Source organism: Nocardia sp. NPDC056952 (assembly GCF_042674185.1).
Lineage (GTDB): Bacteria > Actinomycetota > Actinomycetes > Mycobacteriales > Mycobacteriaceae > Nocardia.
Genome location: NZ_JBHURA010000006.1, coordinates 57,028 through 83,958 on the forward strand (window position 1 = coordinate 57,028; position 26,931 = coordinate 83,958).

The 26,931-nt window shown below is 67.1% G+C and carries 30 protein-coding genes, 1 pseudogene and 1 riboswitch; of the genes and pseudogenes, 16 read left to right on the top strand and 15 right to left on the bottom strand.

The annotated features are described in order from the left end of the window. Window positions 1-104 precede the first annotated feature (104 nt). The 3 genes from ACFTS5_RS21330 (at window position 105) to ACFTS5_RS21340 (ending at window position 2,921) form a co-directional block, all read left to right on the top strand. Window positions 105-1,394, top strand: coding sequence for an adenylosuccinate synthase (locus tag ACFTS5_RS21330; protein ID WP_378633609.1), 1,290 nt, complete (start codon window positions 105-107; stop codon window positions 1,392-1,394). Between the two features lie 250 nt (window positions 1,395-1,644). Then, window positions 1,645-2,508 (top strand): hypothetical protein, encoded by an 864-nt coding sequence (locus ACFTS5_RS21335; RefSeq protein WP_378633612.1) that lies wholly within the window; start codon window positions 1,645-1,647, stop codon window positions 2,506-2,508. A gap of 119 nt (window positions 2,509-2,627) precedes the next feature. Further along, complete coding sequence (locus tag ACFTS5_RS21340) at window positions 2,628-2,921, top strand: hypothetical protein (RefSeq protein WP_378633615.1); 294 nt, start codon at window positions 2,628-2,630, stop codon at window positions 2,919-2,921. Here the strand turns inward: ACFTS5_RS21340 and ACFTS5_RS21345 are convergent, their stop codons facing one another. From ACFTS5_RS21345 to ACFTS5_RS21355, 3 genes are all read right to left on the bottom strand, one after another. After that, the gene (locus ACFTS5_RS21345; protein WP_378633618.1) at window positions 2,922-3,740 is read right to left on the bottom strand and encodes an alpha/beta fold hydrolase; all 819 of its coding nucleotides are present in this window, start codon (window positions 3,738-3,740) and stop codon (window positions 2,922-2,924) included. Window positions 3,741-3,918: 178 nt separating this feature from the next. Beyond that, complete coding sequence (locus ACFTS5_RS21350) at window positions 3,919-4,482, bottom strand: methylated-DNA--[protein]-cysteine S-methyltransferase (RefSeq protein ID WP_378633620.1); 564 nt, start codon at window positions 4,480-4,482, stop codon at window positions 3,919-3,921. Between the two features lie 37 nt (window positions 4,483-4,519). Beyond that, entirely contained in the window at window positions 4,520-4,783 is a 264-nt protein-coding gene (locus ACFTS5_RS21355; protein WP_378633623.1) for a hypothetical protein, read from the bottom strand. A gap of 62 nt (window positions 4,784-4,845) precedes the next feature. On the opposite strand from ACFTS5_RS21355, the gene ACFTS5_RS21360 reads away from it, so the two are divergent. Further along, window positions 4,846-6,345: a PLP-dependent aminotransferase family protein gene (locus ACFTS5_RS21360; RefSeq protein ID WP_378633625.1), complete on the top strand. Its 1,500-nt coding sequence runs from the start codon at window positions 4,846-4,848 to the stop codon at window positions 6,343-6,345. Here the strand turns inward: ACFTS5_RS21360 and ACFTS5_RS21365 are convergent. Together ACFTS5_RS21365 and ACFTS5_RS21370 are read right to left on the bottom strand one after the other, a co-directional pair. Further along, a complete protein-coding gene (locus ACFTS5_RS21365; protein ID WP_378633628.1) occupies window positions 6,332-6,703 on the bottom strand; it encodes a hypothetical protein in 372 nt (123 codons plus the stop codon). The genes ACFTS5_RS21360 and ACFTS5_RS21365 overlap by 14 nt on opposite strands. 78 nt (window positions 6,704-6,781) lie before the next feature. Further along, window positions 6,782-7,879 carry a CaiB/BaiF CoA transferase family protein gene (locus ACFTS5_RS21370; protein WP_378633631.1) on the bottom strand — a complete coding sequence of 366 codons (1,098 nt, stop codon included), beginning with the start codon at window positions 7,877-7,879 and terminating at the stop codon, window positions 6,782-6,784. 128 nt (window positions 7,880-8,007) lie between these two features. Here ACFTS5_RS21370 and ACFTS5_RS21375 point away from each other — a divergent pair, with 128 nt between their 5' ends. Continuing rightward, window positions 8,008-8,490, top strand: coding sequence for a DUF456 domain-containing protein (locus tag ACFTS5_RS21375; protein ID WP_378634468.1), 483 nt, complete (start codon window positions 8,008-8,010; stop codon window positions 8,488-8,490). Here the strand turns inward: ACFTS5_RS21375 and ACFTS5_RS21380 are convergent, their stop codons facing one another. The 3 genes from ACFTS5_RS21380 to ACFTS5_RS21390 all read right to left on the bottom strand — a co-directional run bounded on the left by ACFTS5_RS21380 (window position 8,491) and on the right by ACFTS5_RS21390 (window position 12,301). Beyond that, the gene (locus ACFTS5_RS21380) at window positions 8,491-9,342 is read right to left on the bottom strand and encodes an amidohydrolase family protein (RefSeq protein WP_378633634.1); all 852 of its coding nucleotides are present in this window, start codon (window positions 9,340-9,342) and stop codon (window positions 8,491-8,493) included. 164 nt (window positions 9,343-9,506) lie between these two features. Then, window positions 9,507-10,895 carry an FAD-dependent oxidoreductase gene (locus tag ACFTS5_RS21385; RefSeq protein ID WP_378633637.1) on the bottom strand — a complete coding sequence of 463 codons (1,389 nt, stop codon included), beginning with the start codon at window positions 10,893-10,895 and terminating at the stop codon, window positions 9,507-9,509. A 194-nt stretch (window positions 10,896-11,089) separates the two neighbouring features. After that, window positions 11,090-12,301, bottom strand: coding sequence for an RNA-guided endonuclease InsQ/TnpB family protein (locus ACFTS5_RS21390; protein WP_378634470.1), 1,212 nt, complete (start codon window positions 12,299-12,301; stop codon window positions 11,090-11,092). Between the two features lie 71 nt (window positions 12,302-12,372). Here ACFTS5_RS21390 and ACFTS5_RS21395 point away from each other — a divergent pair, with 71 nt between their 5' ends. The 3 genes from ACFTS5_RS21395 (at window position 12,373) to ACFTS5_RS21405 (ending at window position 14,721) form a co-directional block, all read left to right on the top strand. Next, window positions 12,373-12,903: a hypothetical protein gene (locus tag ACFTS5_RS21395; protein WP_378633640.1), complete on the top strand. Its 531-nt coding sequence runs from the start codon at window positions 12,373-12,375 to the stop codon at window positions 12,901-12,903. Between the two features lie 45 nt (window positions 12,904-12,948). Further along, a riboswitch (SAM riboswitch) is annotated at window positions 12,949-13,068 on the top strand. A 17-nt stretch (window positions 13,069-13,085) separates the two neighbouring features. Further along, the gene (locus ACFTS5_RS21400) at window positions 13,086-13,502 is read left to right on the top strand and encodes a rhodanese-like domain-containing protein (protein ID WP_056815009.1); all 417 of its coding nucleotides are present in this window, start codon (window positions 13,086-13,088) and stop codon (window positions 13,500-13,502) included. Window positions 13,503-13,512: 10 nt separating this feature from the next. Next, on the top strand, window positions 13,513-14,721 hold the full coding sequence (locus ACFTS5_RS21405) for an O-succinylhomoserine sulfhydrylase (protein ID WP_378633642.1): 1,209 nt from the start codon (window positions 13,513-13,515) through the stop codon (window positions 14,719-14,721). A 74-nt stretch (window positions 14,722-14,795) separates the two neighbouring features. On the opposite strand, the gene ACFTS5_RS21410 is transcribed toward ACFTS5_RS21405, so the two are convergent. The 4 genes and pseudogenes from ACFTS5_RS21410 to fgd all read right to left on the bottom strand — a co-directional run bounded on the left by ACFTS5_RS21410 (window position 14,796) and on the right by fgd (window position 16,983). Then, complete coding sequence (locus tag ACFTS5_RS21410; RefSeq protein WP_378633645.1) at window positions 14,796-15,194, bottom strand: PIN domain-containing protein; 399 nt, start codon at window positions 15,192-15,194, stop codon at window positions 14,796-14,798. Window positions 15,195-15,292: 98 nt separating this feature from the next. Next, window positions 15,293-15,442 (bottom strand): annotated as a pseudogene (locus ACFTS5_RS21415) (type II toxin-antitoxin system Phd/YefM family antitoxin); the annotation flags it as partial. A gap of 86 nt (window positions 15,443-15,528) precedes the next feature. Then, a complete protein-coding gene (locus ACFTS5_RS21420) occupies window positions 15,529-15,873 on the bottom strand; it encodes a hypothetical protein (RefSeq protein WP_378633647.1) in 345 nt (114 codons plus the stop codon). Between the two features lie 99 nt (window positions 15,874-15,972). After that, window positions 15,973-16,983, bottom strand: coding sequence for a glucose-6-phosphate dehydrogenase (coenzyme-F420) (gene fgd, locus ACFTS5_RS21425; RefSeq protein WP_378633650.1), 1,011 nt, complete (start codon window positions 16,981-16,983; stop codon window positions 15,973-15,975). Between the two features lie 159 nt (window positions 16,984-17,142). Between fgd and ACFTS5_RS21430 the strand changes: the two genes are divergently transcribed. The 4 genes from ACFTS5_RS21430 (at window position 17,143) to ACFTS5_RS21445 (ending at window position 20,314) form a co-directional block, all read left to right on the top strand. Beyond that, window positions 17,143-17,901 carry an HAD-IIA family hydrolase gene (locus tag ACFTS5_RS21430; protein ID WP_378634471.1) on the top strand — a complete coding sequence of 253 codons (759 nt, stop codon included), beginning with the start codon at window positions 17,143-17,145 and terminating at the stop codon, window positions 17,899-17,901. 77 nt (window positions 17,902-17,978) lie between these two features. Further along, a complete protein-coding gene (locus ACFTS5_RS21435; RefSeq protein WP_378633652.1) occupies window positions 17,979-19,070 on the top strand; it encodes an LLM class flavin-dependent oxidoreductase in 1,092 nt (363 codons plus the stop codon). Between the two features lie 52 nt (window positions 19,071-19,122). Next, a complete protein-coding gene (locus tag ACFTS5_RS21440) occupies window positions 19,123-19,737 on the top strand; it encodes an FMN reductase (RefSeq protein WP_378633655.1) in 615 nt (204 codons plus the stop codon). Between the two features lie 28 nt (window positions 19,738-19,765). Continuing rightward, entirely contained in the window at window positions 19,766-20,314 is a 549-nt protein-coding gene (locus tag ACFTS5_RS21445) for a YceI family protein (protein ID WP_378633658.1), read from the top strand. Between the two features lie 66 nt (window positions 20,315-20,380). Here the strand turns inward: ACFTS5_RS21445 and ACFTS5_RS21450 are convergent, their stop codons facing one another. Together ACFTS5_RS21450 and ACFTS5_RS21455 are read right to left on the bottom strand one after the other, a co-directional pair. Continuing rightward, complete coding sequence (locus ACFTS5_RS21450; RefSeq protein WP_378633660.1) at window positions 20,381-20,830, bottom strand: MarR family winged helix-turn-helix transcriptional regulator; 450 nt, start codon at window positions 20,828-20,830, stop codon at window positions 20,381-20,383. Next, window positions 20,827-21,459 carry a DJ-1/PfpI family protein gene (locus ACFTS5_RS21455; RefSeq protein ID WP_378633663.1) on the bottom strand — a complete coding sequence of 211 codons (633 nt, stop codon included), beginning with the start codon at window positions 21,457-21,459 and terminating at the stop codon, window positions 20,827-20,829. The genes ACFTS5_RS21450 and ACFTS5_RS21455 overlap by 4 nt, the downstream gene beginning before the upstream one ends. A 115-nt stretch (window positions 21,460-21,574) precedes the next feature. On the opposite strand from ACFTS5_RS21455, the gene ACFTS5_RS21460 reads away from it, so the two are divergent. Then, complete coding sequence (locus ACFTS5_RS21460; RefSeq protein ID WP_378633666.1) at window positions 21,575-21,793, top strand: hypothetical protein; 219 nt, start codon at window positions 21,575-21,577, stop codon at window positions 21,791-21,793. Window positions 21,794-21,805: 12 nt separating this feature from the next. Beyond that, window positions 21,806-22,903 carry an SPFH domain-containing protein gene (locus ACFTS5_RS21465; RefSeq protein WP_378633668.1) on the top strand — a complete coding sequence of 366 codons (1,098 nt, stop codon included), beginning with the start codon at window positions 21,806-21,808 and terminating at the stop codon, window positions 22,901-22,903. Window positions 22,904-23,075: 172 nt separating this feature from the next. Here ACFTS5_RS21465 and ACFTS5_RS21470 read toward each other — a convergent pair whose 3' ends face one another. Then, complete coding sequence (locus ACFTS5_RS21470; RefSeq protein WP_378633671.1) at window positions 23,076-23,582, bottom strand: nitroreductase/quinone reductase family protein; 507 nt, start codon at window positions 23,580-23,582, stop codon at window positions 23,076-23,078. Window positions 23,583-23,656: 74 nt separating this feature from the next. Between ACFTS5_RS21470 and pta the strand changes: the two genes are divergently transcribed. Then, window positions 23,657-25,735 carry a phosphate acetyltransferase gene (gene pta / locus ACFTS5_RS21475; RefSeq protein WP_378633673.1) on the top strand — a complete coding sequence of 693 codons (2,079 nt, stop codon included), beginning with the start codon at window positions 23,657-23,659 and terminating at the stop codon, window positions 25,733-25,735. Next, the gene (locus ACFTS5_RS21480) at window positions 25,732-26,931 is read left to right on the top strand and encodes an acetate kinase (protein WP_378633676.1); all 1,200 of its coding nucleotides are present in this window, start codon (window positions 25,732-25,734) and stop codon (window positions 26,929-26,931) included. The genes pta and ACFTS5_RS21480 overlap by 4 nt, the downstream gene beginning before the upstream one ends.

Consider the following 26,931-nt stretch of genomic DNA (forward strand, 5'->3'; position numbering starts at 1 on the left):
GACCTGATCAGGCGTCGGCTAGACTGTGTCTCCGGCCACCGCCTCAGTACGGCAGGTAGCTGCAGTGCCGCGTGTGCTGCCGTCGATCTGTAGGAGACTCCGAAATGCCGGCAATCGTCCTCATCGGTGCCCAATGGGGCGACGAGGGTAAGGGCAAAGCTACAGACCTGCTCGGTGAGCGGTTGCAGTGGGTGGTCCGATACCAGGGCGGCAACAATGCCGGCCACACGGTGGTTCTCCCCAATGGCGACAAGTTCGCGCTGCATCTGATTCCGTCCGGCATCCTCACCCCCGGTGTGAAGAACGTCATCGGTAACGGTGTCGTCGTCGACCCGGGCGTGCTGCTCGATGAACTGGCCGGTCTGGAAGAGCGCGGAGTCGACACCTCCGGCCTGCTGCTCTCCGCTGACGCGCACCTGATCATGCCATATCACGTGGCCATCGATAAGGTCACCGAACGCTTCCTCGGCAACCGCAAGATCGGCACCACCGGTCGCGGTATCGGTCCCTGCTACCAGGACAAAGTCGCCCGCGTCGGCGTCCGGGTGGCAGACGTGCTCGACGAGAAGATCCTCACCCAGAAGGTCGAAGCCGCCCTGGAGTTCAAGAACCAGGTGCTGGTCAAGATCTACAACCGCCGCGCGCTCGACCCGCAGCAGGTGGTGGACGAGGTGCTCGAGCAGGCCGAATCGTTCAAGCACCGCATCTCCGACACCCGGCTCGAGCTGAACCTGGCGCTCGAGCGCGGCGACACCGTGCTGCTCGAAGGCTCGCAGGGCACGCTGCTCGACGTCGACCACGGCACCTACCCGTTCGTCACCTCGTCGAACCCGACCGCGGGTGGCGCGGCGGTGGGTTCGGGTATCGGACCGAACAAGATCGACACGGTGCTCGGCATTCTCAAGTGCTACACCACCCGCGTCGGCTCCGGCCCGTTCCCGACCGAGCTGTTCGACAACTTCGGTGAGTTCCTGGCCAAGAACGGCGGCGAGGTCGGTGTCACCACCGGTCGTGCGCGGCGGTGTGGCTGGTTCGACGCGGTGATCAGCCGGTACGCCACGCGCGTCAACGGGGTCACCGATTACTTCCTCACCAAGCTGGACGTGCTGTCCGGGCTGGATACGGTGCCGATCTGCGTGGCGTACGAGATCGACGGCAAGCGGGTCGAGCAGATGCCGACCACGCAGACCGAGTTCCACCACGCCAAGCCGATCTACGAGGAGCTGCCGGGTTGGTGGGAGGACATCTCCCACGCCCGCACCTTCGAGGAGCTGCCCGCCAACGCCCAGGCGTACGTGCTGCGGCTGGAAGAGCTGTCGGGTGCGCGGATCTCGTGCATCGGTGTGGGTCCGGGTCGCGACCAGACGATCGTTCGGCACGACGTGCTCGCGTGATGTGAGACTGGGAAACCAGTCGGAGGTCCGGTGCCGGTTACGGCACCGGACCTTCCTTTTGGGCGGGGTTCCGGATATCCGCCCTGGTCAGGGCGACGTGCGCGAATTATGTGGACTCGCTATATCGATTTGTGGCATCCAGCTGGCTAACGCTATCGTCGCGGGGCGGCACGCGGGGACGTGCCGTTCTCCTCGAGTGTCAGTGGGTGTCGGCGTGATCCGTCGGTCTGTGAATGTGAACTCTTCGACGGTGCGGCGGGTCGCTCGGCCGGTGATCGGGGTGGTGCCCATGGCGTTGGCGGTCGCCTGTGCGGGTGTCGCGATCGCAGTGCCGCAGCCGGGTGTGAATGTTCCGGTGCAGCCGGGTGTCACCACCGAGTCGCCCGCCGACGAAGGCGGTCGCTCGGATCTGGCGAAGTTCGACGGTCCGGATTCGCTCGGGCATCTCACGCCCGAGCGTCCGGAGTCGCGCCCGGTGCCGGAGTACACCACCCCGGCCCCGCCGATCGTCATCGAGGAACTCCACCTTCCGGAGCCGGTCGAGCCGGTGGCGCCGATCGCCCCGCCCGAGCGGACACTGCGCATCGGTGACTTCACCAGCCCGGTCCCGGACGAGGTTCCGAACGACGTCCTCGATGGTGTGAACGGCACCGCGGCCGACGCCGAAGCCGCGATCGCCACCCAGGGCCGTTCGGTCGGCATCAACCCGAGCCGGTCCGACAAGATCGCCGCGGCGACCGTCGGCGGCGCGCTGGCCGGTGCCGCGATCGCGGGTGTTCCGGCCGCTGCCGTCGGCGCGGTCGGCGGCGGCCTCATCGGCGCCGGCATCGGTGCCGGTGTCGGCTTCGCGGTGGGCGCCGCGGGCACCGCGGGTGCGGCCGCGATTCTCGGTGCCGCGGCGGCGGTCCCGACGGCGGGCGCGAGCGCCTTGGCGGCGATCCCCGCAGGCTTCGCCCTGGCGTGGCCGATCGCAGCCGCCAGCACCGGTGCGGGCGCCGCCATCGGCGCCGCGGCGGGTGCGGCTACCGGTGCCGCCGTGCTCGGCGTTCCCGCGGCCGCGGCGGGTGCCGTCGCGGGCGGCGTGCTCGGCAGCGGTTACGGGGCGACCCTCTGACCCGTCCCCCGACGGCACGGCCACAGTCCCGCGATCCGGTGGGAATCGGCTCGGGCGACCTCGTCGTCCGACTGCCCGCCGGGGTAGCGTCGAGAAGGGTTTCGGGATGGAGGTGGACGATGGCTCTGCGACGTGGGTCAGCCGCGGCGGCTCTGCTCGCGCTGGCGGTCCTGCCGGGATGCGCCGCCCAGGACGCGCCGGCTCCCTCGCCCAGCGTCTCCCCGGTGAGTTCGGCGCCGCCGCCCGCCCAGACTCTCGCTCCCTCGCAGCAGCGCAACGAACGCATTCGCGGGATGCTCTATACCGTCGGTTGCACGAGTAACAGCTGCGTCCAGGTCTACTTCGCGTGTCTGGACGGCTACCTCACCGGTGAGCCGTGCCAGTTCTTCCGCGATCACCCGCCGCCGCCCTGATTACTTTGTGCGGGTGAGGAATTCGCCGACAGCGGGGGCGAGGATCGAGATCTTGGGGTTGTGACCCACGCCGGAAAGTTCGGCGAATTCCGCGTTCGGGAGCACCTCGGCGGCGGCCTTCGAACCCTTGATGAGCAGCGCCGCGGTCCGGTCGCCCGCGAGCACGAGCACCGGCACCTCGACACCCTGCCAGTCGGCGCGGTCCAGCTTCTTACCCTGCATGTACGGCTTCATCACGGCCCAGTCGTGCGCGGTCGAGTTCGACGTCGCCGTCAGCGTCTTCCAGAAGGGCGTCACCCGCATCACCGCCACCATGAGCGACGGCATCCCCATCGCCTTGGTCATGTAGTACCGCACGGTTTTACCGCGATCGCCGGCCGCGATCATCGGGTGCAGCTTGGCTTCCAGATTCTTCGGCGGCACATGGCCTTTCGTGTCGACCACGAACGGCGGCTCGAACGCCACCACCTCGGTGACGCCGGGCACGGACCGCGCTGCCAGCAGCGCCAGCGCGGCGCCGGAGGACCAGCCGAACAGCGCCGCTTTCCCGCCCGCGGCCTCGACCAGCGCCGCGATATCGGCGATCTCGTTGGCGGCGTCGTACACGCCGGGGGAGTCGGTGCTGTCACCGCGCCCGCGCCGGTCGTAGTTGAGCACCGTGAGCCCGTAGTCGTCGGCCAGCGCCTGCGCGAGTTCGACCATCGTGGGGAACGCGCGGTAGCTGAACGCGCCACCGATCAGGATGACGGTTCCGGCGGTCCCCTCACCGATCCGGTCGTAGGCGATCGTGGTGCCGTCGGCCGACGTCACAGTCTGCATGGGGAATTCCTCTCGATAACGGGCCGCCGCGCTCGACGGTACGCGATCACCTCGACCGCAGGTCCGCGCGGGTTTCGCGGATCCGGCAGCCGGCACGAGCCGGGCGAGTCCGATCTTGTTCGTTGAGACGGGACGCGTCGCGGGAATTCATCGGTGCTTCGCCGAACGAGTCGGGCGATCAGAACAACATCGGTTCGCCGAAGCCCGGCGTCCGTTCGATCTCCAGCAGCCGCGCCTTGGTGCCGATCCCGCCCGGCGCCGAGAATCCGTGCAGCGCGTGATCGGCCGCGAGCACCCGATGGCAGGGAATGATGAGCGGCACCGGGTTGCGCCCCAGCGCTTGTCCGACGGCCTGCGCGGAGCCGGGAGCTCCGATCCGACTGGCGATATCGCCGTAGCTGAGCGTGTGACCCGGGTCGATCTCGCGGGTCACCGCGTACACCGCGCGATGGAATTCCGGCGCACCCCGCAGGTCCACCTCGATCCAGCGCAGTGCGTCGACCGCCCCGTCGAGGTGGGCGCGAATTCCCGCGATCGCCTCGACGATCACGGGCCCCGGTGCGCTCTCCGGCACCGGTGACCCGGCGAACGGCCGGGTGATCCGGGCGAGGGTTTCCTCCTCGCTCGCCTCGGGCAGCTGGAACCGGACAACGGCGTCACCGTGCCAGGCGATCGCGCACAGCCCGATAGCGGTGTCGAACAGTGCCGAGACCACCGTCTCGGTCTGCGTCGAGTCACTCATGATCACAGTGTGCGCTGACCCACCGACAAAGACATACTCACGCGGCGAGCGACCCTCGCTGCGGGTCTGCCGACTGGACTTCAAGGCCAGTTTGGGGCGACTGGACTGCATCGTCGCCTACCTCGTGTGAGCGCATCGCATCGAGATCTCGGTAGAGGCGCTGCTCGTCATAGGTGCCGAAGGCCCGGTCATGCGGCAGATATTGGAAGGGCCAGAATGGTAGTTCGCCCTTCTTGGGCGAAAAGTGGTAGACCGCCAACCCGAAGGCAACGGCAACGGTGAGGGCTAGGAAAGTGGTCATGCCAGTAAGAATCCACCCACTGGCCTTGCTTAGAAATATCCACTTAGGGAATACTGGACTTTATGGCGACAAGAGTGATCGGCGCAGCAGGCTTGGCTCGCGACCTCGGCCGGTGGCGTGACCCCGAAACCGACGGCGATGCCGAACGCCGCCCGCACCGGCCCGCCTACCTGGCCCTGGCCGAAGCCATCCGCCTGCTGATCCACGACGGCCGCGCCCCACTCGGCGTGGCCCTGCCCAGCGAGCGCGATCTGGCGGGAACTCTCGGCGTCAGCCGCACCACCATCACCTCCACCTATTCGCTGCTGCGCGAACACGGCTATCTGATCAGCCGCCAGGGTTCTCGCAGCACTGTCGCGCTCCCGCCCGCGATCCAGCACGACGGCGCCAAGCCCAGCCGCGGCATCATGGCCCTGATGGCGCAGCCGGAACTGCCGACCATCGACATGACCTATGCCGCGATGCCCGCGTCCCCCGAACTCCACGACGCGTATTCGACCGCGCTGCAAGGAATCCCGTCCTATCTCGGCACCCACGGTATGGACCCGGTCGGCATCCTCGCGCTGCGCGAAGCACTGGCCCGCCGCTACACCGCGCGCGGTCTGCCGACGGAACCGGACCAGATCCTGGTGACCCTCGGTGCGCAACACGGACTTCGGCTGCTCCTCAACGTGCTCGCCTCACCCGGCGCCCGGGTCCTGATCGAGCACCCGTCCTACCCGAACGCCATCGAAGCCATCCGCGACGTCGGCGCCCGTCCCATCCCGATCCCACTGCGCCCCGAATTCCCTGACGCCGGTTGGGATCTCGAAGGTCTGCGCAGTACAGCGCGGCAGACCGCGGCCACCCTGGCCTACCTGGTTCCCGACTTCAACAACCCCACCGGACTGCTGCTCGGCGCCGAGGGCCGCGCCGAGCTGGCCGCCATCGCCCGCGATACCAGGATGACCGTCGTCGTCGACGAGTCGATGGGCGAACTGAACCTGTCGGACGGGACCATGCCCCCGCCGGTCGCCGCGTTCGCGAAGGGCTCGGAGATCGTCACCATCGGTTCGGCGTCGAAGTCGTTCTGGGGTGGCCTGCGGGTCGGCTGGATCCGAACCAATCAGCCGCTGATCACCAAATTGCTCGGCATCCGCTCCACGGTCGACCTCGGCACCCCGGTGATGGATCAGCTGGCCACCGTCCACCTGCTCGAGAACGCCGAACCCATCCTCGAGCGTCGTCGCGAACAGCTGCGCGCCCAGCGCACGGCCCTGCTCGACGCCGTCGCCGAAGACCTCCCCGGCTGGCACATCACGGTCGGCGCGGGCGGGATGTCGGTGTGGGCCCAGCTGCCCAGCCCGGTCTCCACCGCGCTGGCCGCCACCGCGCCCAATCACGGCGTATTGCTGGCCGCCGGACCACGTTTCGGCGTCCAGGGCGCGTTCGAACGTTTCGTCCGGCTGCCGTACACCCACCCCGAAGCCGAGCTACGCATCGCCGTCAAATCCATCGCCGCGGCCTACGACGCCCTCACGCCCCGCGCCGCCGACCCACTGCAACCGCTCACCTGCTACTGAACGCGCACGGGTTGTGCCCGGTGGAAGCCGGTTCGGGGCGCACGGTTTCGTACCCCGCCCCGAACATGAACAGCACCGAGGCCACCAGTCCCACCGCGGTCAGCGGCACCGCGACAGCGCCACGTTCGGACGGATAGCGGAACAGCAGCACCAGCAAACACAGCAGTGAGACGGCGGCGGCCAGCAGCATCCCGGTCGCCAGCCCGTTCAGCACGCTCACCATCACCGGCACCGGTGCCGCGCTGTGGCAATGGTTTTCGGCGATCTGCGCGGTACGGGTGTCGAACCATCCCTCGGCCAGGATGAAGCACAGCACTGCCGCGCCGAAGGTGGTGACCGCGATGAGGGCGGCGAGCACCTTCGGTGGGGTTCTGACGGTTCGGAACCTCGGCCTGTCGTCGATAGTGGAAAACTTTACCGACGACAGGCCGGCAAATCAGTCAGCCCAGACCGTTTCGATCGGTGTCGCGACGTTCGGCGGGGGAGTGGGCGTGCCGCCCGGTGTGCGCGAGAAGCGCGGCGCGGGCGCGTGCTGGACCACACCGTCGATGTCGATCAGGCCGGTACGGGCCACGATGTGCGGGTTCTCGGTGGCCTCGGTGAAGGTCAGCACCGGGGTGGTGCAGGCATCGGTGCCGTCGAAGATCGCGGCCCACTCGTCGCGGGTCTTCGTCAGGAACTTGTCGGTGAACAGCTTGCGCAGCTGTTCCTGACCGTTCGGGTCGATCTGCATCGGCAGACCTTCCGGGTCGATCTCCAGCCCGGCCAGCAGTTCGGCGTAGAACTGCGGCTCGATCGCGCCGACGGCCATGTACTTGCCGTCGGAGGTCTCATAGGTGTCGTAGAAGGCCATGCCGGTATCGAGCAGGTTGGTGCCGCGCTCGTCGGACCACAGGCCGACCCCGCGCATGCCCCAGATCATGTGCGAAAGGGCAAGCGCGCCATCGATCATCGCGGCGTCGATCACCTGGCCCTTGCCGGAATTCTGCCGCTCCACCAGGGCGGCGAGCACGCCGAACACCAGGAACATCGAGCCGCCACCGAAGTCGCCGACCATGTTCAGCGGCGGTACCGGCCGCTCGCCCTTGCGCCCGATGGCATTGAGCACACCGGTCAGCGAGATGTAGTTGATGTCGTGTCCCGCGCGATCGGCGAGCGGGCCGTGCTGGCCCCAGCCGGTCATCCGGCCGTACACCAGGCGTGGGTTGCGGGCCAGCGCCTCGTCGGGTCCGAGGCCCATGCGCTCGGTGACGCCGGGACGGAAGCCCTCGAGCAGCACGTCGGCCTTCTCGACCAGGTCGAGGATCTTGGCGACGTCGGCGGGGTCCTTCAGATTCGCCTCGACGATCGTTCGCCCACGCCACTGGGGGCGTTCCATGAAGCCGGGCAGCTGGTTCGGGCGCTGCACGCGCACCACGTCGGCGCCGAGGTCGGCCAGTAGTAGCGCGGCGTGCGGGCCCGGCCCGATGCCTGCCAACTCGATGACCTTGATGCCCGCAAGGGGCCCCTGCTTGGCGGTGGACTCCGTGCTCACGCGGTGACCTCAGTTCGTTGTCGAACGGTATTGACACATTGACAATAGCGCTGGGGTGGCGGCTCGGGTAGAGCATGGGCGAGAATTCGCACGAGCGCGACTCGGCGCGGCAACGGGAGGACCCGGTAGTGGGCGTGTGGGGTGAGGTCGTTGTCGGCCTTGTCATTCTGGTCGGCATCGTCGGCGTGATCGTACCGATTCTGCCGGGGGTGATCCTCATTTTCGCGGCGATCGCGGTGTGGGCGTTCATGACCGGCGGTGCGACGGCCTGGACGGTGCTGGCGATCGCCACCGTCGCGCTGGCGCTCTCCGGCGTCGTGAAGTACACCTGGCCGGGCAAGCGGATGCGCGAAGCCGGGGTGTCGAACCGTGCGCTGCTGGCCGGTGCGGTGCTCGGCATCGCCGGCTTCTTCGTGATCCCGATCGTCGGCCTGTTCATCGGCTTCGTGCTCGGTGTGTACCTGGCCGAGCTGTACCGCCTGAAGACCAACGACCTGGCCTGGCCCGCGACGGTGCACGCGCTCAAGGGCGTCGGCCTGTCGATGCTGGTCGAGTTGTTCGGCGCGCTGATCGCGTCCGGTGTGTGGCTCACCGGCGCGATCATCAGCTGACTACTCGATGATCGGCAGCGGGCGGGTGTGGTCGTCCGCGCCGGGGAGCTGATTGCGCGGGATCGGGATAGTCGGATTCTCGATGCGGGGTAGCGGCTCGGATTCCGGGCGACGCACCGCGGGCAGCCGGTAGAACTCGCGGGCATTGTCCTCGAGCACCGCGTGGATATCGGAGCCGACCACCTGCGAGATCAGGTCCACATCGCGCTCCTCGAACGGCCTACCGGCGCGCGTGCCGGGCAGATCGCTGCCGAACATCAGCGCACCCGGGTTGACGGTGTGGATGCGCCGCAGCGTCTCGGCCACATCCATCTCGACCCGGCCGAACCCGGTCGCCTTCACCCTGGCGCCGCGGTCCACCAGGTCGAGCAGGTACGGCAGACCCTCGTCGGACATGCCGAGATGGTCGATCGAGAGCGCGGGCAGCTTCGAGATCACCGGTTGCAGCGAGGCCAGCATCTGACCGTCGATGTAGAGCTCCACGTGCCAGCCCGCCAGTTCGTGGGCGCGCAACGCCTGCAATGTCATCTCGGTGATGTCGGCGGCGGCGCGCTTGAGGTTGAACCGCAGGGCGCGTACGCCTGCCCGGTTCAGCTCGAGGATCTCGTCGTCGGTGGCGTCGAGATCCAGCCGGGTCACGCCGACCCAGTCGGGACCGAGCGCGGCCAGTGCTGCCTTCAGGTACGTCTGATCGGCGCCTTGGAAAGACGCGCTGACGACAGCACCGCCGCGAACATCGAAGTGCGCCATACGCTTTCGATAGTCATCGATCACGTAGGGCTCGGGGAGATAGCCTTCGTTCTCGATCAGCGGAAACCGCGGATCGATGATGTGGACGTGGGCATCGAACACCAGTACAGAATGCCTTATCTCTGCGGCGCGAGCGCACTCAACGTCGCGCCCCCACTAGGACGGGACCACTGAAACCCCGAGTTCTGCCATGACAGCACACCCAACCCCGCACATCGGCGGGCCATTCAGGGCCGCGAACACGCGCGCGCCAGCGCGCCAAAAACTCAGGCCTTGTTCGGCTCGGAGGCGCGCAGCATGTCCTCGCGTTCCACGACCTTCACGCGCTCGCGGCCTTCGGGCTCGCCGAGGGCGCGCTCGTGGGCGTCGAGGCGGTACCAGCCCGCCCAGGTGGTGAACGGGATGCCCTTGCCCTCGAGGAACTCGGTGACGGCGTCGAGCTCGGGCTTCGGCGCGGGGGCGAAGGCCTTGGCGTCGTCGAGCAGGCAGGCGATGGTCTCGTTGGCGTCGCCCTTGGTGTGGCCGATGAGGCCGACCGGGCCGCGCTTGATCCAGCCGGTCACGTAGGTGGCGGGCATGAATCGGGCGTCACCTTCGGCGGTGTCGTCGGCGATCACGCGGCCGGCCTCGTTGGGCACCGTGCCCGCCTGATCGTCGAACGGCAGCTGCGTGACGTTCTGCGAGAGGTAGCCCACGGCGCGGTACACGGCCTGGATGTCCCAGTCGGTGAAGTTGCCGGTGCCCTTGACGTTGCCGGTGCCGTCGAGCTGAGTGCGTTCGGTCTTCAGGCCGACGACCTTGCCGTCGGCGCCGAGGATCTCCGAGGGCGATTCGAAGAAGTGCAGGAACAGCTTGTGCGGGCGGTCGCCGTGGTCGCGGATGGCCCACTGCTCCAAGGTGTTGGCGACCATGTCGACCTGCTTGGAGTTACGGCGTGCGGCTTCGGAGCCCTCGTCGTAGTCGATGTCCTCGGGGTTGACGATGACCTCGATCGTCGGCGAGTGGTCGAGTTCGCGCAGCTCGAGGGGCGTGAACTTGGCCTGCGCGGGGCCACGACGACCGAACACGTGGACCTCGAGGGCCTTGTTGGCCTTGAGTCCTTCGTAGACGTTCGGCGGGATCTCGGTCGGCAGCAGTTCGTCACCGGTCTTGGCCAGCACGCGCGCGACGTCGAGGGCGACGTTGCCGACGCCGAGGACGGCGACCTTCTCGGCCTCGAGGGGCCAGGAGCGGGGGACGTCGGGGTGGCCGTCGTACCAGGACACGAAGTCGGCGGCGCCGTAGGAGCCGTCGAGGTCGATGCCGGGGATGGCCAGGGCGCGGTCGGCGTTGGCGCCGGTGGAGAAGATGACCGCGTCGTAGAACTGGCGCAGGTCGTCGAGGGTGATGTCGGTGCCGTAGTCGATGTTGCCGAGCAGGCGGACCTGGTCTTTGTCGAGGACCTTGTGCAGGGCGGTGATGATGCCCTTGATACGGGGGTGGTCGGGGGCGACGCCGTAGCGGATGAGACCGAAGGGCGCGGGCATGCGCTCGTAGAGGTCGATGCTCACGTCGGCATCGGACTTCATCAACGCGTCGGCGGCGTAGATACCGGCCGGTCCCGCACCCACGATCGCAATGCGAAGTGGGCGAGTCGCTGCACTCTGTTCGGTCATTTCTACGCGCACCCTTTGGTCGAGAACTGATTTGACGGCGTCAACTTAGCTTAGGCTAAGTCGGCATGCCGACTTACTGGCAGCTGCCGAGTTGCGGCAGCAGGCCGCAATCACGTGTGATTCTAGCTGCGACGCTGATGGCTTCGTGGGGCGCGGTGTAGCTGCCCGCACGGTTGCTTTTTCCCCTGTCAGGATTACAGCTTGACATCGTCCCGTCCCTGAAGGACCGGGGTCCCCACCCTCGCGGGTCGGGTTTTCTGCTTCACCGACGACTGCCCGCCCGGAGGGTTCCGTTGAGGTCTCACACCATCTCCACAGACTGTCACCGCCAGCCCGGCGGCCAAAAGATTCTTCGCGGCGTTCACATCCCGATCATGTCGGACACCGCAACTGCACACCCACTCACGCACCTCGAGAGGCATCTTGTTGCGCAAGACACCACACGACGAGCACAGCTTCGACGAGGGGTACCAGCGATCGATCGCAACTACTTTGCGGCCGTACCAATCGGCCTTGTACTCCAGCATCGACCGAAACTCCGACCACGACGCGTCCGAGATCGCTCGCGCGAGCGAGTGATTGCGGATCATGTTGCGGACGGTCAAATCCTCGATCACGAGCGTTTGGTTCTCACGCACGAGCCGAGTAGTGATCTTGTGCAGGTAGTCGCGTCTGCGGTCGGCGATGCGAGCGTGGACGCGAGCGACTTTGCGCCGAGCCTTGGCCCGGTTCGCCGAGCCCTCCTCCTTGTGGGACAGGCTGCGCTGAGCTTTCGCCAACCGGGCACGGTCGGCGCGTTCGTGGCGCGGGTTGGCGATCTTCTCGCCGGTCGACAGGGTGAGCAAATGGGTCAGCCCGGCGTCGATCCCGACCGCCTGACCCGTGCGAGGGAGTGGCTCGACCGTGGGATCCTCGCACAGCAAGGACACGAACCAGCGACGGGCCGCGTCTCGCGACACCGTCACCGTGGAGGGATCGCCGGGCAGCTCGCGCGACCAGACGATGGCGAGCGGTTCGCTCATCTTCGCCAAAGTCAGCTCCCCGTCACGCCACCGGAACCCCGACCGGGTGTACTCCGCGCTGGCCCTGGACTTCTTACGGGACTTGAAGCGTGGGTATTTGGCCCGCTTGTCCCAGAAGTTGGCGAATGCCGTTTGCAGGTGACGCAACGACTGTTGCAACGGCACCGACGACACCGCACTCAGATAGGCGAGGTCTTCGCTGCGTTTCCATTCGGTCAGCATCGCCGACGTGGTGTTGTAGTTGACCCGCTCGCCCCGCTGCCACGCCACGGTCCGGGTCTCGAGTGCGAGGTTGTATACCTTGCGCACGCAACCGAAGGTCCGTTCCAACTCAGCGGCTTGCTCCGGGGTCGGGTGAAACCGGTACTTGAAAGCCCGCTTCACAACCTCGCCCACGCCTTACAAATTAGCATGCTTATCTGTAACCTGACTATCCCGAAAGGAGGAGTAGCGCTGTGCGCGTCAGGCTTCAACTTGCCGTGCTCGTGGCCGGTCATAGAGGACCGGTTTTTGCGCTACGACACCCCATGAACGAGGAGCAAACAGGCTCGGATGACCAGCCCGTAGTGGTGGATCAGACCGACAAGCGTTCCATCGTCCCGTTCGTCGCGGCCGCGGTGATCGCGATCATCGTGCTCATCGGCATCGTGGCGGGTGGACTGCTCTCACCCGCTGAGAAAAATGTCACAGAGGCCGACCGTCTCGCGGCCGCTGTCACCAACTATATCGACGCGCGCTCGCGCAGCGACCTCCGTCCGCCGACGGGCGTGGCCTGCCCCGGCTTCAGCGAAGAGACCTCCGGCCTCGGCGAACAGCTCGGTGGCCCGAAATCCACTGTCACGATCGACGGCAAGGGTTTCGAGAACGCCACCGTCAACGGTGACCGCGCCAAAATCGACGCGGCGCTCGTGGTCAACGGCAACCCGGCGGCGAGCAACTGGAAACTGACCCGCGTGGACAGCGCGTGGCTGGTGTGCTCGTTCTGAATCGTTTGACACGATGACCGGTGCCGAGGCAATCTCAGATCGCAAGGTCATGAGTGCCAGCGTCAAGCCCCGGCTCGCTGGTCGGCAACCCTCCTCCGCGGTGGGGTGCTCCGGGTGACGACCTGGCCGTGTGTTCGGGGATTTCCGGCACGGCAAGAGCGGATTCACGCAGGAGGATCGACATGACTTACGCCGGCGACATCACCCCTGAGAAGGCGTGGGAGCTGCTCACCGAGCACCCCGGCGCCGTGCTGGTCGACGTGCGCACCGAGGGCGAGTGGGCACACATCGGCATCCCCGACACCAGCTCCATCGAACGCCCGGCCCATTTCATCGAATGGGTCGACGGCACCGGCACGCGCAACCCGGAGTTCGGAGTGCAGCTCGAGAAGGCACTCGCCGGTCGCCCCGACGACGCACCCGTGGTGTTCCTGTGTCGCTCCGGCCAGCGTTCCGCGCATGCGGCGAACCTGGCGACGGCGGCGGGCGTGGCGCCGTCCTACAACGTGCTCGACGGTTTCGAAGGTGGTCCCGACGCGTTCGGTCAGCGCGGCAGCACCGGTTGGCGCGCTGTCGGCCTGCCGTGGCGTCAGGCATAAGGAGAAAAGCATGATCACCGGTGGTTCGTTCGACAAGCCACTGCCCGAAGGCGTCGGTCCCGGCACGCTCGGCGTGCGTGGCGGCCTGCGCCGTTCCGGCTTCGACGAGACCTCCGAGGCGCTGTATCTGACCTCGGGTTTCGTCTATGAGAGCGCCGAGGCCGCCGAGGCCGCGTTCACCGGCGACGTCGAGCACTTCGTCTACTCGCGCTTCGGCAACCCGACCGTGGCCATGTTCGAGGAGCGCATCCGCCTGCTCGACGGCGCCGAGGCGGCCTTCGCGACCGCGTCCGGCATGTCGGCGGTGTTCACCGCGCTCGGTGCCCTGCTGAAGGCGGGCGACCGTCTCGTCGCCGCCCGCAGCCTGTTCGGTTCCTGTTTCGTGGTCTGTAACGAGATCCTGCCGCGCTGGGGCATCGAAACCGTCTTCGTCGACGGTGACGACCTCGACCAGTGGGAGCAGGCCCTGTCCGTCCCCACCCAGGCCGTGTTCTTCGAGACCCCCGCCAACCCGATGCAGACCCTCGTCGATGTCCGCAAGGTCACCGAGCTCGCCCACGCCGCGGGCGCGAAGGTGGTGCTGGACAACGTCTTCGCCACCCCCCTGCTCCAGCGCGGCTTCGAACTCGGCGCCGACGTGGTGGTCTACTCCGGCACCAAACACATCGACGGCCAGGGTCGCGTCCTCGGCGGCGCCATCCTCGGCGCCCAGGACTACATCGACGGCCCCGTCAAAACCCTGATGCGCCACACCGGCCCGGCCCTGAGCCCCTTCAACGCCTGGACCTTGCTCAAGGGCCTGGAAACCATGCCGTTGCGCGTGCGCCACTCCACCGAGTCGGCCCTGCGGGTAGCCGAGTTCCTGGAGACCAAGAATTCGGTCGACTGGGTGAAATACCCCTTCCTGGAATCACATCCGCAACACGCACTGGCCAAAGAGCAGATGACCGGCGGCGGCACAGTAGTCACCTTCGCCCTCAACGGCGAAGACGGCAAGAAGCGAGCCTTCGAGGTCCTCAACCGCCTCCGCATCATCGACATCTCCAACAACCTCGGCGACGCCAAAACCATGATCACCCACCCCGCCACCACCACCCACCGAGCCATGGGCCCGGAGGGGCGCGCGTCAATCGGCTTGTCCGACGGGGTAGTTCGCATCTCGGTCGGTCTGGAAGACCTCGAAGATCTCCTCGGCGACCTCGACAACGCCCTGAGCTAGTTCGTCCGAACGTCCCGAGTCGGCCTGTCGCAACGATCCACGCTCGGCAGGTCGACGTCGGACTCGTGGATCGCTTACCGGACCGGGTCGTAGACCGCGAACCCCAGGTGGCCCGCGACGGTGGCCATGTTCTTGTCGTGGGTCACCACTGTGAGATCGTCCAAGCCGCTGCGCAGTGCCGAGGCGAGATGAATCGCGTCGAGTGTCCGGATGTGCGAGATGATCGCCTCGGCTTCGTTCAGCACAGCGTGATCGATCGGAATGATGTCGATGTGGTCGATGATCTGACCTCGGTCGAGCACAGGCAGGCCTTCCCGGCGAAGGACGCGAGTGATCTCGGTGCGCAACAGTCGCGAAGAGACGATCCGGCACTCTTTGTCCGCGGTCGTCTCATCGAACCACCGTGCGGCTTCGATGGAATGCCCCAGCATGATCCGCATTGCCACCGAGGTGTCGAGGTAATAGGCCCTCACCACTCGCCCTTCTCGGACTCGAGGAGCTCGTCGATCGACGCAGCGCTGCGGAGTTCGTGCCGGGCGATGGCACTCGTGTGTGCCCCGCCGTCGACCGCGCGCCGGATGATCTGGGTCGACGAGACCGCGGGGACGATGTAGCCGACCCGATGGTTGTGGCGCGTCAACTCGTAGACCTCGCCGGACTCGACGTCGGCGACCATCGCGGACGGATTCTGGCGGAGTTCGCCGACACTGATCGACTTCATGAAATCATTCTAGCCGAAAATTGTCTACTATTGTCTACAGGCTTCAGGGCGGCTTCTCGGTGGCCTCGACCATGCCCTGAGCGGATTCACTGCCTAGCGGCGTCCAGAATCGCGATCGCCTCGTCGATCGGATCGATGACGAAAAGCTCGGTTCCGGCGTCGGTGTCGACGCGCAGACGAGTGCGCAGGCCGCCGCTGAACAGGCCGCCATCCGGGCTCTGCTGCCCGACGGCGCGCAGCTGGGTCAGGCGCGCTTCCCAGCGCTTGCCGCCGGTGATCGCGTCGAGGTGATTGGGCACGAAGAGCAGTCGGGTTTCGGTCAGGTGGAGGCGTCCGCCGACGGCCCTGCTGCCTTGCGTTCGATTGGCGAGTTTCTGCCAGACGACGTTCTCGGTGGCGTTCAGCGCGGGGCTACCGATCCACAATCCCATGGTTCGTTTCCTTGTGTCGATCCGATGTTCGTGACCATGGATCGATATCTGGCCGGGCGCCGTTAATGGAGCCCGGCCAGGGATTCGCGGCGGCCGGTCTCAGCCCAGGGCGCGCAGGCGGGGGGCCAGGTCTCGCTTGAACAGATCGAGGAAGCGGAGCTGGTCTTGGCCGGGGGCATGGAAGACCAGGTGGTTGAGGCCCGCGTCGAGGTAGGGCTTGATCGCGGCGACGGCTTCGTCGGGGTCGCTGGCGACGATCCAGCGCTTGGCGACCTGTTCGATCGGGAGGGCGTCGGCGGCCTTCTCCATTTCGATGGGGTCGGTGATGTCGTGCTTCTGTTCGGGGGTCAGGGAGAGGGGGGCCCAGAATCGCGTGTTCTGTAGTGCCAGTTCGGGATCGGTGTCGTAGGAGATCTTGATCTCGATCATCTTGTCGATCTCGGCGACATCGCGGTCGACCTTCTCGGCGCCCTCGGCGACGGCGGGCAGCAGCTTCTCGGTGTAGAGGTCCATGCCCTTGCCCGAGGTGCAGATGAAACCGTCGCCCGCGCGACCCGCGTACCTGGCGACCACCGGGCCGCCCGCGGCGATGTAGACGGGGATGCCGCCCTTGGGAACGTCGTAGATGGAGGCGCCCACGGTGTGGTAGTAATCGCCGTCGAAATCGACGCGATCGCCGGTCCACAATTCGCGCATCATCTTCACCGCTTCCCGCAGGCGGGCGAAACGCTCCTTGAAGTCGGGCCATTCGCCCTTGTAACCGGTGGCGATCTCGTTGAGCGCTTCACCGGTGCCCACACCGAGCATCACCCGGCCCGGGTACAGGCAGCCCATGGTGGCGAAGGCCTGCGCGATCACCGCCGGGTTGTAGCGGAAGGTCGGGGTGAGCACGGAGGTGCCGAGCTGGATGCGTTCGGTGCGCTCGCCGACGGCCGCCAGCCAGGCCAGCGAGAACGGCGCGTGCCCGCCGTCGTGGCGCCACGGCTGGAAGTGGTCGCTCACGGTCGCGCTGTCGAGACCGTGCTGCTCGGCGGCGACGCCGAGTTCGACCAGCTCTCGTGGCCCGAACTGCTCTGCCGATGCCTTGTACCCGAGCTTGAGCTCAACCATTCCAGCCACTCCTGTCGTCCGTTGACCCCTGCCAACACGACACTAGCGCGCAGCCCGTCATCCGCGCCCATGCCGTTTCGTCACCCACCACGCCGAGTTTTAGCGGACAATTAACTGGTGGCCACCAAGGATGAGCAGATCTTGTCGTACCTCACCGACATGGACGGCGTGCTGGTGCACGAGGATCAGCTGATCCCCGGCGCCGACGAGTTCCTCGCCGAACTGCGCGCCAACGAGATCCCGTTCCTCGTGCTGACCAACAACTCGATCCGCACGCCCCGCGACCTGCAGGCCCGCCTGCGCCACACCGGCCTCGACATCCCCGAGGAGTCGATCTGGACCTCGGCGCTGGCCACGGCGACCTTCCTCGACGACCAGCGCCCCAACGGCACCGCGTACGTGGTCGGCGAATCCGGTCTCACCACCGCGCTGCACGAGATCGGCTACGTGCTCACCGACAGCGACCCTGATTACGTGGTCCTCGGCGAGACCCGGACGTACTCCTTCGAGGCGATCACCACCGCGATCCGGCTGGTGGACAGGGGCGCGAAGTTCATCGCCACCAATCCTGATGCCACCGGACCCTCGCGCGACGGCGTGCTGCCCGCCACCGGTTCGGTCGCCGCCCTGATCACCCGTGCCACCGGTAAGGAGCCGTACTACGTCGGCAAGCCCAATCCGCTGATGATGCGCTCGGCGCTGCGTCAGATCGGCGCGCATTCCCAATCGACGGTGATGATCGGCGACCGGATGGACACCGACGTGATCGCCGGCTTGGAGGCGGGTCTGCGCACGGTGCTGGTGACCTCCGGCATCTCGACGAAGTCCTCGGTGGAGGCCTATCCGTTCCGGCCGACCATGGTGGTGGGCTCGGTGGCCGACTTGATCGGCCGCACGCGCCACCCGTTCGCCGAGTAGCCATGTGATCCGCATCTCATCGGAATAGGTGCCCGCCTGCCGTGGTTGTAGTTGCCATGGCAACCAAAGGAGGGCCCGTGCAGTTCGGAATCTTCAGCGTCGGCGATGTGACCACCGATCCCACCTCCGGCCGCACCCCCACCGAGGCCGAGCGGATCAAGGCGATGGTCGCGATCGCGCAGAAGGCCGAGGAAGTGGGCCTCGATGTGTTCGCGATGGGCGAGCACCACAATCGGCCCTTCGTGCCGTCGTCACCGACGACGATGCTCGGCTATATCGCGGGCCGCACCGACAACATCTTGCTGTCCACTTCGACCACGCTCATCACCACGAACGACCCGGTCAAGATCGCCGAGGACTTCGCGATGCTGCAGCACCTGGCCGACGGCCGCGTCGACCTGATGCTCGGCCGCGGCAACACCGGCCCGGTCTATCCGTGGTTCGGCAAGGACATCCGCGACGGCATCCCCCTGGCCATCGAGAACTACGCTCTGCTGCACCGGCTGTGGCGTGAAGACGTCGTGAACTGGGAAGGCAAGTTCCGTACCCCGCTGCAGTCGTTCACCTCGACCCCGCGTCCGCTCGACGACGTGCCACCGTTCGTCTGGCACGGGTCGATCCGGAGCCCCGAGATCGCCGAACAGGCCGCGTACTACGGTGACGGCTTCTTCGCCAACCACATCTTCTGGCCCACCGACCATTTCAAGCGGCTGATCGACCTGTACCGCAGGCGCTACGAGCACTACGGCCACGGCAGCGCCGACCAGGCGATCGTCGGTCTCGGCGGACAAGTGTTCCTGCGCAAGAACTCGCAGGACGCGGTCCGCGAATTCCGGCCCTACTTCGACAACGCGCCCGTCTACGGCCACGGCCCGTCGCTGGAGGATTTCACCGAGCAGACCCCGCTCACCGTGGGCAGCCCGGAGCAGGTGATCGAGAAGACGCTCACCTTCCGCGAGCACTTCGGCGACTACCAGCGCCAGCTGTTCCTGGTCGACCATGCCGGACTCCCGTTGAAGACGGTGCTCGAGCAGCTGGACCTGCTCGGCGAGGAGGTGATCCCGGTGTTGCGCAAGGAGTTCGCGGCTCGACGCCCGGCGCACGTCCCGGACGCGCCGACGCACGACTCGCTGCTCGCCGCCAAGACCATGGCGGAGGTCAACGCGTGACATCCACACCGCGCCGCGCATTCGGCGGCCCGCACACCACGGAGGTGATCGCATGACAACCCGTATCGCCGTGGTCTCGGCAGGGCTTTCGCAGCCTTCGTCGACACGTTTGCTGGCCGATCGACTGGCCGCCGCGGCAGCACGCGAGCTCCGCGCGAAAGGCGCCGAGGTCGAAGTGGACTTCGTCGACCTGCGCGATCACGCTCGCGATCTGGCCGACAACCTGCTCACCGGCTTCCCGGCCCCCGCGCTGCGGGCGGCGATCGACAAGGTCGTCACCGCCGATGGCCTGATCGCCGTGACGCCGATCTTCAGCGCCTCCTACAGCGGCCTGTTCAAGACGTTCTTCGATGTGCTGGAACCGGATTCGCTCGCCGGGATGCCGGTGCTCACCGGCGCGACCGGCGGCACCGAGCGTCATTCCCTGGCGCTGGAGCACGCGGTGCGCCCGCTGTTCGCCTACCTGCGCTCGATCGTCGTCCCCACCGCGGTCTACGCGGCGTCGACAGATTGGGGCGCGAACGGCGGCGACAAGGCGCTCAACAATCGAATCGACCGCGCCGCAGCCGAATTCGGCGCGCTACTGCTCGGCACGTCCGCCACCCGACCCACCGACCCGTACACCGATACGACCCCGTTCGAAGACCTTCTCGCAGCGAATCACTGATGCACACCAACCCCCAAGGAGCACACTCATGACCACCGCCATCGCCAAGGGACTCACCGCAGGCACCTGGGCCATCGACCCCACCCACTCGACCGTCGGCTTCTCCGTACGCCACCTGATGGTGAGCAAGGTCCGTGGCCGCTTCACCGACTTCGACGGCGCGCTCGTGATCGCCGAGGACGGCACCGCCACCGCGCACGCCGAGATCCGCGTCGACTCCCTCACCACCGACAATGCTCAGCGCGACGGCCACCTGCGCACCGCCGACTTCTTCCACGCCGAGGAATTCCCGCTGATGACCTTCAAGTCCACCGCATTCCGTGGCGAGGGCAGCGATTTCGTCGTCGACGGCGAGTTCACCGTGCGCGGCAACACCAAGCCGGTCACCCTCGAGGTCGAGTTCGTCGGCGTGAGCCCGGGCATGGGCAACGGTCAGGTCGCCGGCTTCGAGGCCAAGACCGTGGTCTCGCGCCGCGACTTCGGCCTCGACATCGACATGCCGCTGCCCGACGGCGGCGCCGTGATCGGCGACAAGATCACCCTCACCCTCGAGATCGAGGCGGTCCTCCAGGGCTGACCCGGACCGACGTGACGCCCCCATCACCTGTGCGGTGATGGGGGCGTCGGCCGTTGTGCGCCGTGGCTAGTCCTCGTCGGCGATGATCGTGTCGAGGGTCGCCGCGAGACGCGTGAGGGTCGCGACCGTCGCGGCGAACTCGGCCGGGCCGAGCGCCTCGGCCAGCCGGTGCGCCATGGCCGCGTGCTGCGGATCGATGCGACGGATGGCGGCCGTGCCTTCCTCGGTCATCGCGACCAGCTTGGCCCGCTTGTGCGCGGGGTTGGGCCGGTACTCGCACATGCCCTTGCCGACCAGCAGGTCCGCGATCCGCTGCACGCTCTGCCGGGTGATGCCCATCGCGCGGGCGATCCCGGCTACCGGCTGCGGCTGGTCCTGCACCGCGGCCATCACCTGCCACCAGGCCACCGAGATTCCGGCCGGCGCGGACAAGCCGTCGCCGATGGTCAGGAATTGACCGTTGAGCCGGAAGACGGTGAGGGCGGCGCCGTCGAGCAGGTCCTGTTCGGAGTTCAAGCCGCGTGGCTCCCTTCGTATTCGGCGAGCGTGGCGTACCCGGCCGGGTCCTTGTGCGCGTACAGCTGGTACCAGGCCTCGAGTACCCGCGGTTCGTACAGATCGAGCCGCGCGAAGATCTCCCTGGCGAATTCGAACGGCGACATGCCGTCCGCGGTGATCACGTCACCGTCGGTGACCGCGGGCGCCTCGACGTAGTGCCGCGCACCCGAGTATCCGCTGTAGCCAAGGAATTCCGCCGCGTTGCTGGTGTGCGCGCGATCATCGAGCAGTCCCGCCGTGGCCAGTCCGAAGGTCGCGCCGCAGATCGCGGCCACCGGCACCCCGGCGTCGACGAACTCTTTCGCCTTGTGCGCGAACGCGATCAGGTCCGCACCCATCCACAGATCCGCGCCGGGCAGGATCAGCATCGCGCTACCGGCCGGGTCGAGATCGGTGACGGCCAGGTCGGGCGTCACTCGCAGGCGTCCCATGGTGGTGATCGGTTCGGTGGTGAGGCCGACCGTCGCGACCTCGAACGTTCCGGGCTCCCGGTGCCAGTTGCCGTTGGCGATGTGGGCCGTCGCGGCCCCCACTTCCCAGTCGGCCAGGGTGTCGTAGACGGCTACGTGAACTGTTTTCTTCGACATGACAGTATCCTGTCATATTTGACAGGATACTGTCAATAAGAATTTTGCTACCGGCTTATAGCCGACCCTCCGTACGCTGACGGCATCCGGTGCGAGACAGGGAGGTTCACCCGCGATGACCGACTCGGTGCAGGGCATGACGGGCACCATCACGTCACCGATTCGGGAGGCGGGCGCACTGGGTGAGGTACTGATCTCGATTCGCGGGGGCACCGAGCTCTATCTCGCCCGAGCCGACGAACCGATCGCCGCCTGGACCACCGTGTTGATCGTCGCGGTCCACCCGGGTCGCCTGGTCGACGTGGTCACCTGGATTCCGCTTCCCTCTGAATGAAAGGGGCCCGCGATGCTGGGCTATCACGTTCCCGATCCCGACGAAGCCATGCTGGTCAGTGGCGCCAAGACCAAGGACGACACCCCGTTCAAGGTGGTCATCGGGCGCGGCACCTGGGTGGTGCCGCTGTTCCGCAAGGTCCGCTACCTGTCACTGGCCATGTTCGAGTCCGAGATCCGCGAGCGCTGCGTCACCAAGCAGGCCATCCAGCTCGATGTGCGTGCGGTGATCGCGTTCAAGGTCGCCAACGACACCCAGTCGATCGTCAATGCGGCACAGCGCTTCCTGTCCGAACAGGAGCAGGAGATGTCGGTGCTGACCGGGCGGATCTTCTCCGGTCATCTGCGCTCGATCGTGGGCTCGATGACTGTCGAGGAGATCATCCGCGAACGTCAGAAGCTGGCCGACGAGGTGCTGATCGCCTCCAAGGTGGAGATGAGCAATATCGGCCTGTGGGTCGACTCGTTCCAGATCCAGTCCATCGACGACGGCAACCTCGGCTACATCAATGCCCTTGCGGCACCGCACAATGCGGCCGTCCAGCGCGATGCCCAGATCGCTCAGGCCCAGGCCGCGCAGCGCTCCGCCGAAGCCGAGCAGGAGTCGTTGCGCCGTCGCGCCGAATACGAACGTGAGACCTCGATCCTCAAGGCGCAGTACCAGCGCGACATCGACAAGGCCAATGCCGAAGCGGCACAGGCGGGCCCGCTCGCCGACGCCATCGCCAGGCAGGCCGTGCTGCACGCCCAGGCCGAGCAGGCCCGCAAGAACGCGGAACTGCGCGAACAGCAACTCCAGGCCGAAGTGGTGAAACCCGCTGAGGCGGAGGCGGAACGAGTCCGCATCCTCGCGGTGGCCGAGGCCGACCGCACCCGTATTCAGGCCGAGGCAGCGGCGTCCAACAACCGCATCGCGCTGGACCAGATGCTCATCGAGCAACTCCCGGAAATCGTCAAGCAGGCCTCGCACGGCCTGGCGGGCGCCAACCTCACCGTCCTCAACGGCCCCGACGGCGTGGGCGAGCTGCTCAACGGCATGGTCGGTCAGGGCCTGACGGTCTTCAATTCCTTGCAGAAGGCTCTGTCGAACGGCGAAGTCGACAAGGTCTGATCACCGCCACGTCGTGGGCGAGTCTCGAGCCGGCAGGGCTGACCGGATACCTCGTCAGTCCTGCCGGTTCACGAGTGCGGTCGCCCGGGCGGCAGACGTCGGTCCAGGTCGCTCCGACGGCCGCGAGAGTCCGCTCGACGTTCTCGAAGAGGGTCCGGCCCGAACCCGGCGCTTACGACCGGCGCAGGGCGAACATGCGTAGGTCGCGGGTGGTGCGGTCGCGGTAGGCGGCGTAGGCGCCGGTGATATCGATGAAGCGGGCGAAGATCGCGTCCTTGTCCGCGTCGGTGACAGGGGTGGCGGTCACCGGGATGCGTTCGCCGGCGATGGCGACAGTGGCTGCCGGATCGGCGAGCAGGTTGCCGGTCCAGGCGGGGTGGTGGGCCTGGCCGAAGTTGGAACCGACCACGTACAGGGTGTCGCCGTCGTGGACGTAGAGCAGCGGCTGGGTGCGCGCGACGCCGGACTTGCGGCCGGTGGTAGTGAGCAGGATCACCGGGGCGCCGATCGGGCCCAGCACGGTGTACTTGGCGTCGGTGCGCTCGAGCAGGGCGCGGTCGAGCGGGGTGATGGTGCGGATCAGCCAGGAACCCGGCTTGGTCGCGGCGAATCGGGTGGCGGCGCGGGACAGGGGATTGGCGCGGGAGCCCCACTGGCGATCCGGGAACTGCGATGTCATGGGCCGGACTATAACGCGACCGATCGGACCCCGCCGAACCCCTGAATCGCCGCCGATTCACTAAGCTCGCGAGCATGGTCGAACAAGCGCCGTCCACCGTGTACATCGCCTCGCCCGAGGGTGACACCGGAAAATCTACGGTGGCACTGGGTGTCCTCGGCATGCTGTGCGCGACCACCGCACGCGTCGGCGTGTTCCGTCCGATCACCCGTTCCACCGACGAACCCGACTACATCCTCGAACTGCTGCTCGAGCACAGCACCGCCGATATCAGCTACGAGCAGGCCGTCGGCGTCACCTACGAGGACGTCCACCGCGACCCCACGGCCGCGATCAGCGACATCGTGATGCGTTTCCACGACGTCGCCAAGGCTTGTGACGCGGTGGTGATCGTCGGCAGCGACTACACCGACGTCGCCAGCCCGAGCGAGCTGCGCTTCAACGCCCGGATCGCGGTGAACCTGGGCGCGCCGGTCCTGCTGGTCGTTCGCGGCGCGGAACGTACGCCCGGCGAGGTCAAGCAATTGGTCGAACTGTGTACCGCCGAGCTCGCCACCGAGCACGCCCACCTGGTCGCGATCGTCGCCAATCGGTGCGCTCCCGACGAGCTCGACGACATCGCGACCGCACTGGCCGGTTTCGATGTGCCGTCCTGGACGCTGCCCGAGGTGCCGCTGCTGATGGCGCCGACCATGGGCGAGCTGTGCGAGGCGATCGACGGCGAAATCTACAGTGGCGACCCGGAATTGCTGCAGCGTGAGGCGCTGCGCATCATGGTCGGCGGGATGACCGCCGAACACATCCTGGAGCGGCTCTCCGACGGTGTGGTGGTGATCGCCCCGGGCGACCGCTCCGACGTGCTGCTCAGCCTGGTGAACGCCCACGAGGCAGAAGGCTTCCCGTCGCTGGCGGGCGTGATCATGAACGGCGGTCTTCGCCCGCATCCGGCCATCGCGCGGCTGATGGAGGGCCTGCACCCCCGGCTGCCGATCCTGGCCACCGAGCTGGGTACCTACGACACCGCCAGTGCCGTGCACGGCACCCGCGGCCGGATGTGGGCGGGCAGCCCGCGCAAGGTCGACACCGCGCTCGCGCTGATGGAGCAGCGGGTCGACGCGCCGGAGCTGTTGCGGCGCATTCAGGTTCCGTCCTCGGCCGTCGTGACACCGCAGATGTTCGAATACCGGCTGATCGAACGCGCCCGCGCCGACCGCAAACGCATCGTGCTGCCCGAGGGCGATGACGACCGCATCATTCGTGCGGCCGGTCGAGTGCTGCAGCGCAAGATCGCCGACCTCACCATCCTCGGTGACGAGACCTCGGTACGGGCCCGCGCCGCCGAGCTGGGTGTCGATATCGCCGACGCCCAGGTGATGGCGCCGCGCACCTCGGGCTACCTCGACGAATTCGCCGCCGAATACACCGAATTGCGCAAGCACAAGGGCATGACGCTCGAGCGTGCGCGCGAAACCATGTCCGACATCTCGTATTTCGGCACCATGATGGTCTACAAGGGGATCGCCGACGGCATGGTCTCCGGTGCCGCGCACACCACCGCGCACACGATCCGGCCCTCGTTCGAGATCATCAAGACGGTGCCCGGGGTCTCCACGGTGTCGAGCGTGTTCCTGATGTGCTTGGCCGATCGTGTGCTCGCCTATGGCGATTGCGCGGTGGTTCCCGATCCGACCTCGGAGCAGCTGGCCGACATCGCGGTGTCCTCGGCGGGCACGGCGGCCCGTTTCGGGATCGACCCCCGGGTGGCGATGTTGTCCTACTCGACCGGCGCGTCCGGCACCGGCGCCGACGTCGACAAGGTGCGCACGGCCACCGAACTCGTGCGTGAGCGTGCGCCGGAACTGCCGGTGGAAGGCCCGATCCAGTACGACGCGGCGATCGAGCCCGCCGTCGCCAGCGCCAAGCTGCCCGATTCCGAAGTGGCGGGCAAGGCCACGGTTTTCGTCTTCCCCGACCTCAATACCGGCAACAACACCTACAAGGCGGTGCAGCGCAGCGCGGGCGCGGTCGCGATCGGGCCGGTGCTCCAGGGTCTGCGCAAGCCGGTGAACGATCTTTCGCGCGGCGCACTGGTCGCCGACATCGTCAACACGGTGGCGATCACCGCCATCCAGGCTCAGGGGGATGGCAAGTGAGTGACCTTGTTCTGGTGCTGAACAGTGGCTCCTCTTCGATCAAGTATCAACTGCTGCATGCTGTTTCGGCGCAGGTGCTGGCATCCGGCCTGGTCGAGAAGATCGGCGAGTCGCACGGCGGCAGGATCGTGCACGAGGCGGGGACGGCCGAACTCGAATACGACGGGGCGATACCCGACCACAGAGCCGGTCTGCTGCGGGCGTTCGAGATGTTCCGCGAGACCGGCCTCGACCTGACCACGGTCGGCATCGGCGCGGTCGGGCACCGGGTGGTGCACGGCGGCGAGGTGTTCTGGGAACCGACCCTGATCACCGACGACGTGCTGCACGCGATCGACGAACTGTCGGTGCTCGCGCCGCTGCACAATCCCGCCAACGTGGTCGGTATCGAGTCGACGCGGGAGCTGCTGCCCGGCATTCCCGAGGTCGCGGTCTTCGACACGGGGTTCTTCCACACCTTGCCCGACGCCGCCAAGACCTACGCGATCGACGCGAAACTCGCCGCGGCCCACGGTATTCGCAAGTACGGCTTCCACGGGACCTCGCACCAGTACGTGTCGGAGAAGGCCGCGGAGTACCTGGGGAAACCGACCGAAGAGCTGAACCAGATCGTTTTCCACCTGGGGAACGGGGCGTCGGCTTCGTCGATCCGAGGGGGCGTCGCGATCGACACCACCATGGGGATGACCCCACTCGAAGGTCTGGTGATGGGAACCAGGCCGGGCGATCTGGATCCCGGCGTCACGCCGTATCTCATGCGGGCGGCCGATCTGGACGTGAGTCAGGTGGAGCAACTGCTTAACCGCAGTTCCGGCCTCAAAGGCATGAGCGGGGTCAACGACTTCCGCGAATTGCAGCAGCTCATCGACGGCGGCGACACCCAGGCGAAGCTCGCCTACGACGTCTACATCCACCGCTTGCGCCGCTATCTCGGCGCCTACCTGGTGGAACTCGGCACCGTCGACACCATCATCTTCACCGCCGGTGTGGGGGAGAACAGCTCGGCGGTGCGCGCCGACGCCCTGGCGGGTCTACAGGCGCTGGGCATCGACATCGACCCGGCCCGCAATGAGAAGAGAGCGCCGGGCATCCGCCGCATTTCGCCGGAGTCCGCCCCGGTGACCGTGCTGGTGGTACCCACCAACGAAGAACTGGCCATTGCCCGCGCGGCCCACGAGCTGGTCGGCGGGCACTGA

Coding starts and splice junctions, on each gene's coding strand:
- ACFTS5_RS21430 (WP_378634471.1), top strand. CDS start 17,143: ATGGACGGCGTGCTGGTGCACGAGGATCAGCTGATCCCCGGCGCCGAC.
- ACFTS5_RS21445 (WP_378633658.1), top strand. CDS start 19,766: ATGACCACCGCCATCGCCAAGGGACTCACCGCAGGCACCTGGGCCATC.
- ACFTS5_RS21470 (WP_378633671.1), bottom strand. CDS start 23,582: ATGACATCGCAGTTCCCGGATCGCCAGTGGGGCTCCCGCGCCAATCCC.
- fgd (WP_378633650.1), bottom strand. CDS start 16,983: ATGGTTGAGCTCAAGCTCGGGTACAAGGCATCGGCAGAGCAGTTCGGG.
- ACFTS5_RS21330 (WP_378633609.1), top strand. CDS start 105: ATGCCGGCAATCGTCCTCATCGGTGCCCAATGGGGCGACGAGGGTAAG.
- ACFTS5_RS21465 (WP_378633668.1), top strand. CDS start 21,806: ATGCTGGGCTATCACGTTCCCGATCCCGACGAAGCCATGCTGGTCAGT.
- ACFTS5_RS21460 (WP_378633666.1), top strand. CDS start 21,575: ATGACCGACTCGGTGCAGGGCATGACGGGCACCATCACGTCACCGATT.
- ACFTS5_RS21345 (WP_378633618.1), bottom strand. CDS start 3,740: ATGCAGACTGTGACGTCGGCCGACGGCACCACGATCGCCTACGACCGG.
- ACFTS5_RS21400 (WP_056815009.1), top strand. CDS start 13,086: ATGACTTACGCCGGCGACATCACCCCTGAGAAGGCGTGGGAGCTGCTC.
- ACFTS5_RS21360 (WP_378633625.1), top strand. CDS start 4,846: ATGGCGACAAGAGTGATCGGCGCAGCAGGCTTGGCTCGCGACCTCGGC.
- ACFTS5_RS21355 (WP_378633623.1), bottom strand. CDS start 4,783: ATGACCACTTTCCTAGCCCTCACCGTTGCCGTTGCCTTCGGGTTGGCG.
- pta (WP_378633673.1), top strand. CDS start 23,657: ATGGTCGAACAAGCGCCGTCCACCGTGTACATCGCCTCGCCCGAGGGT.
- ACFTS5_RS21440 (WP_378633655.1), top strand. CDS start 19,123: ATGACAACCCGTATCGCCGTGGTCTCGGCAGGGCTTTCGCAGCCTTCG.
- ACFTS5_RS21405 (WP_378633642.1), top strand. CDS start 13,513: ATGATCACCGGTGGTTCGTTCGACAAGCCACTGCCCGAAGGCGTCGGT.
- ACFTS5_RS21340 (WP_378633615.1), top strand. CDS start 2,628: ATGGCTCTGCGACGTGGGTCAGCCGCGGCGGCTCTGCTCGCGCTGGCG.
- ACFTS5_RS21385 (WP_378633637.1), bottom strand. CDS start 10,895: ATGACCGAACAGAGTGCAGCGACTCGCCCACTTCGCATTGCGATCGTG.
- ACFTS5_RS21420 (WP_378633647.1), bottom strand. CDS start 15,873: ATGGGATTGTGGATCGGTAGCCCCGCGCTGAACGCCACCGAGAACGTC.
- ACFTS5_RS21350 (WP_378633620.1), bottom strand. CDS start 4,482: ATGAGTGACTCGACGCAGACCGAGACGGTGGTCTCGGCACTGTTCGAC.
- ACFTS5_RS21455 (WP_378633663.1), bottom strand. CDS start 21,459: ATGTCGAAGAAAACAGTTCACGTAGCCGTCTACGACACCCTGGCCGAC.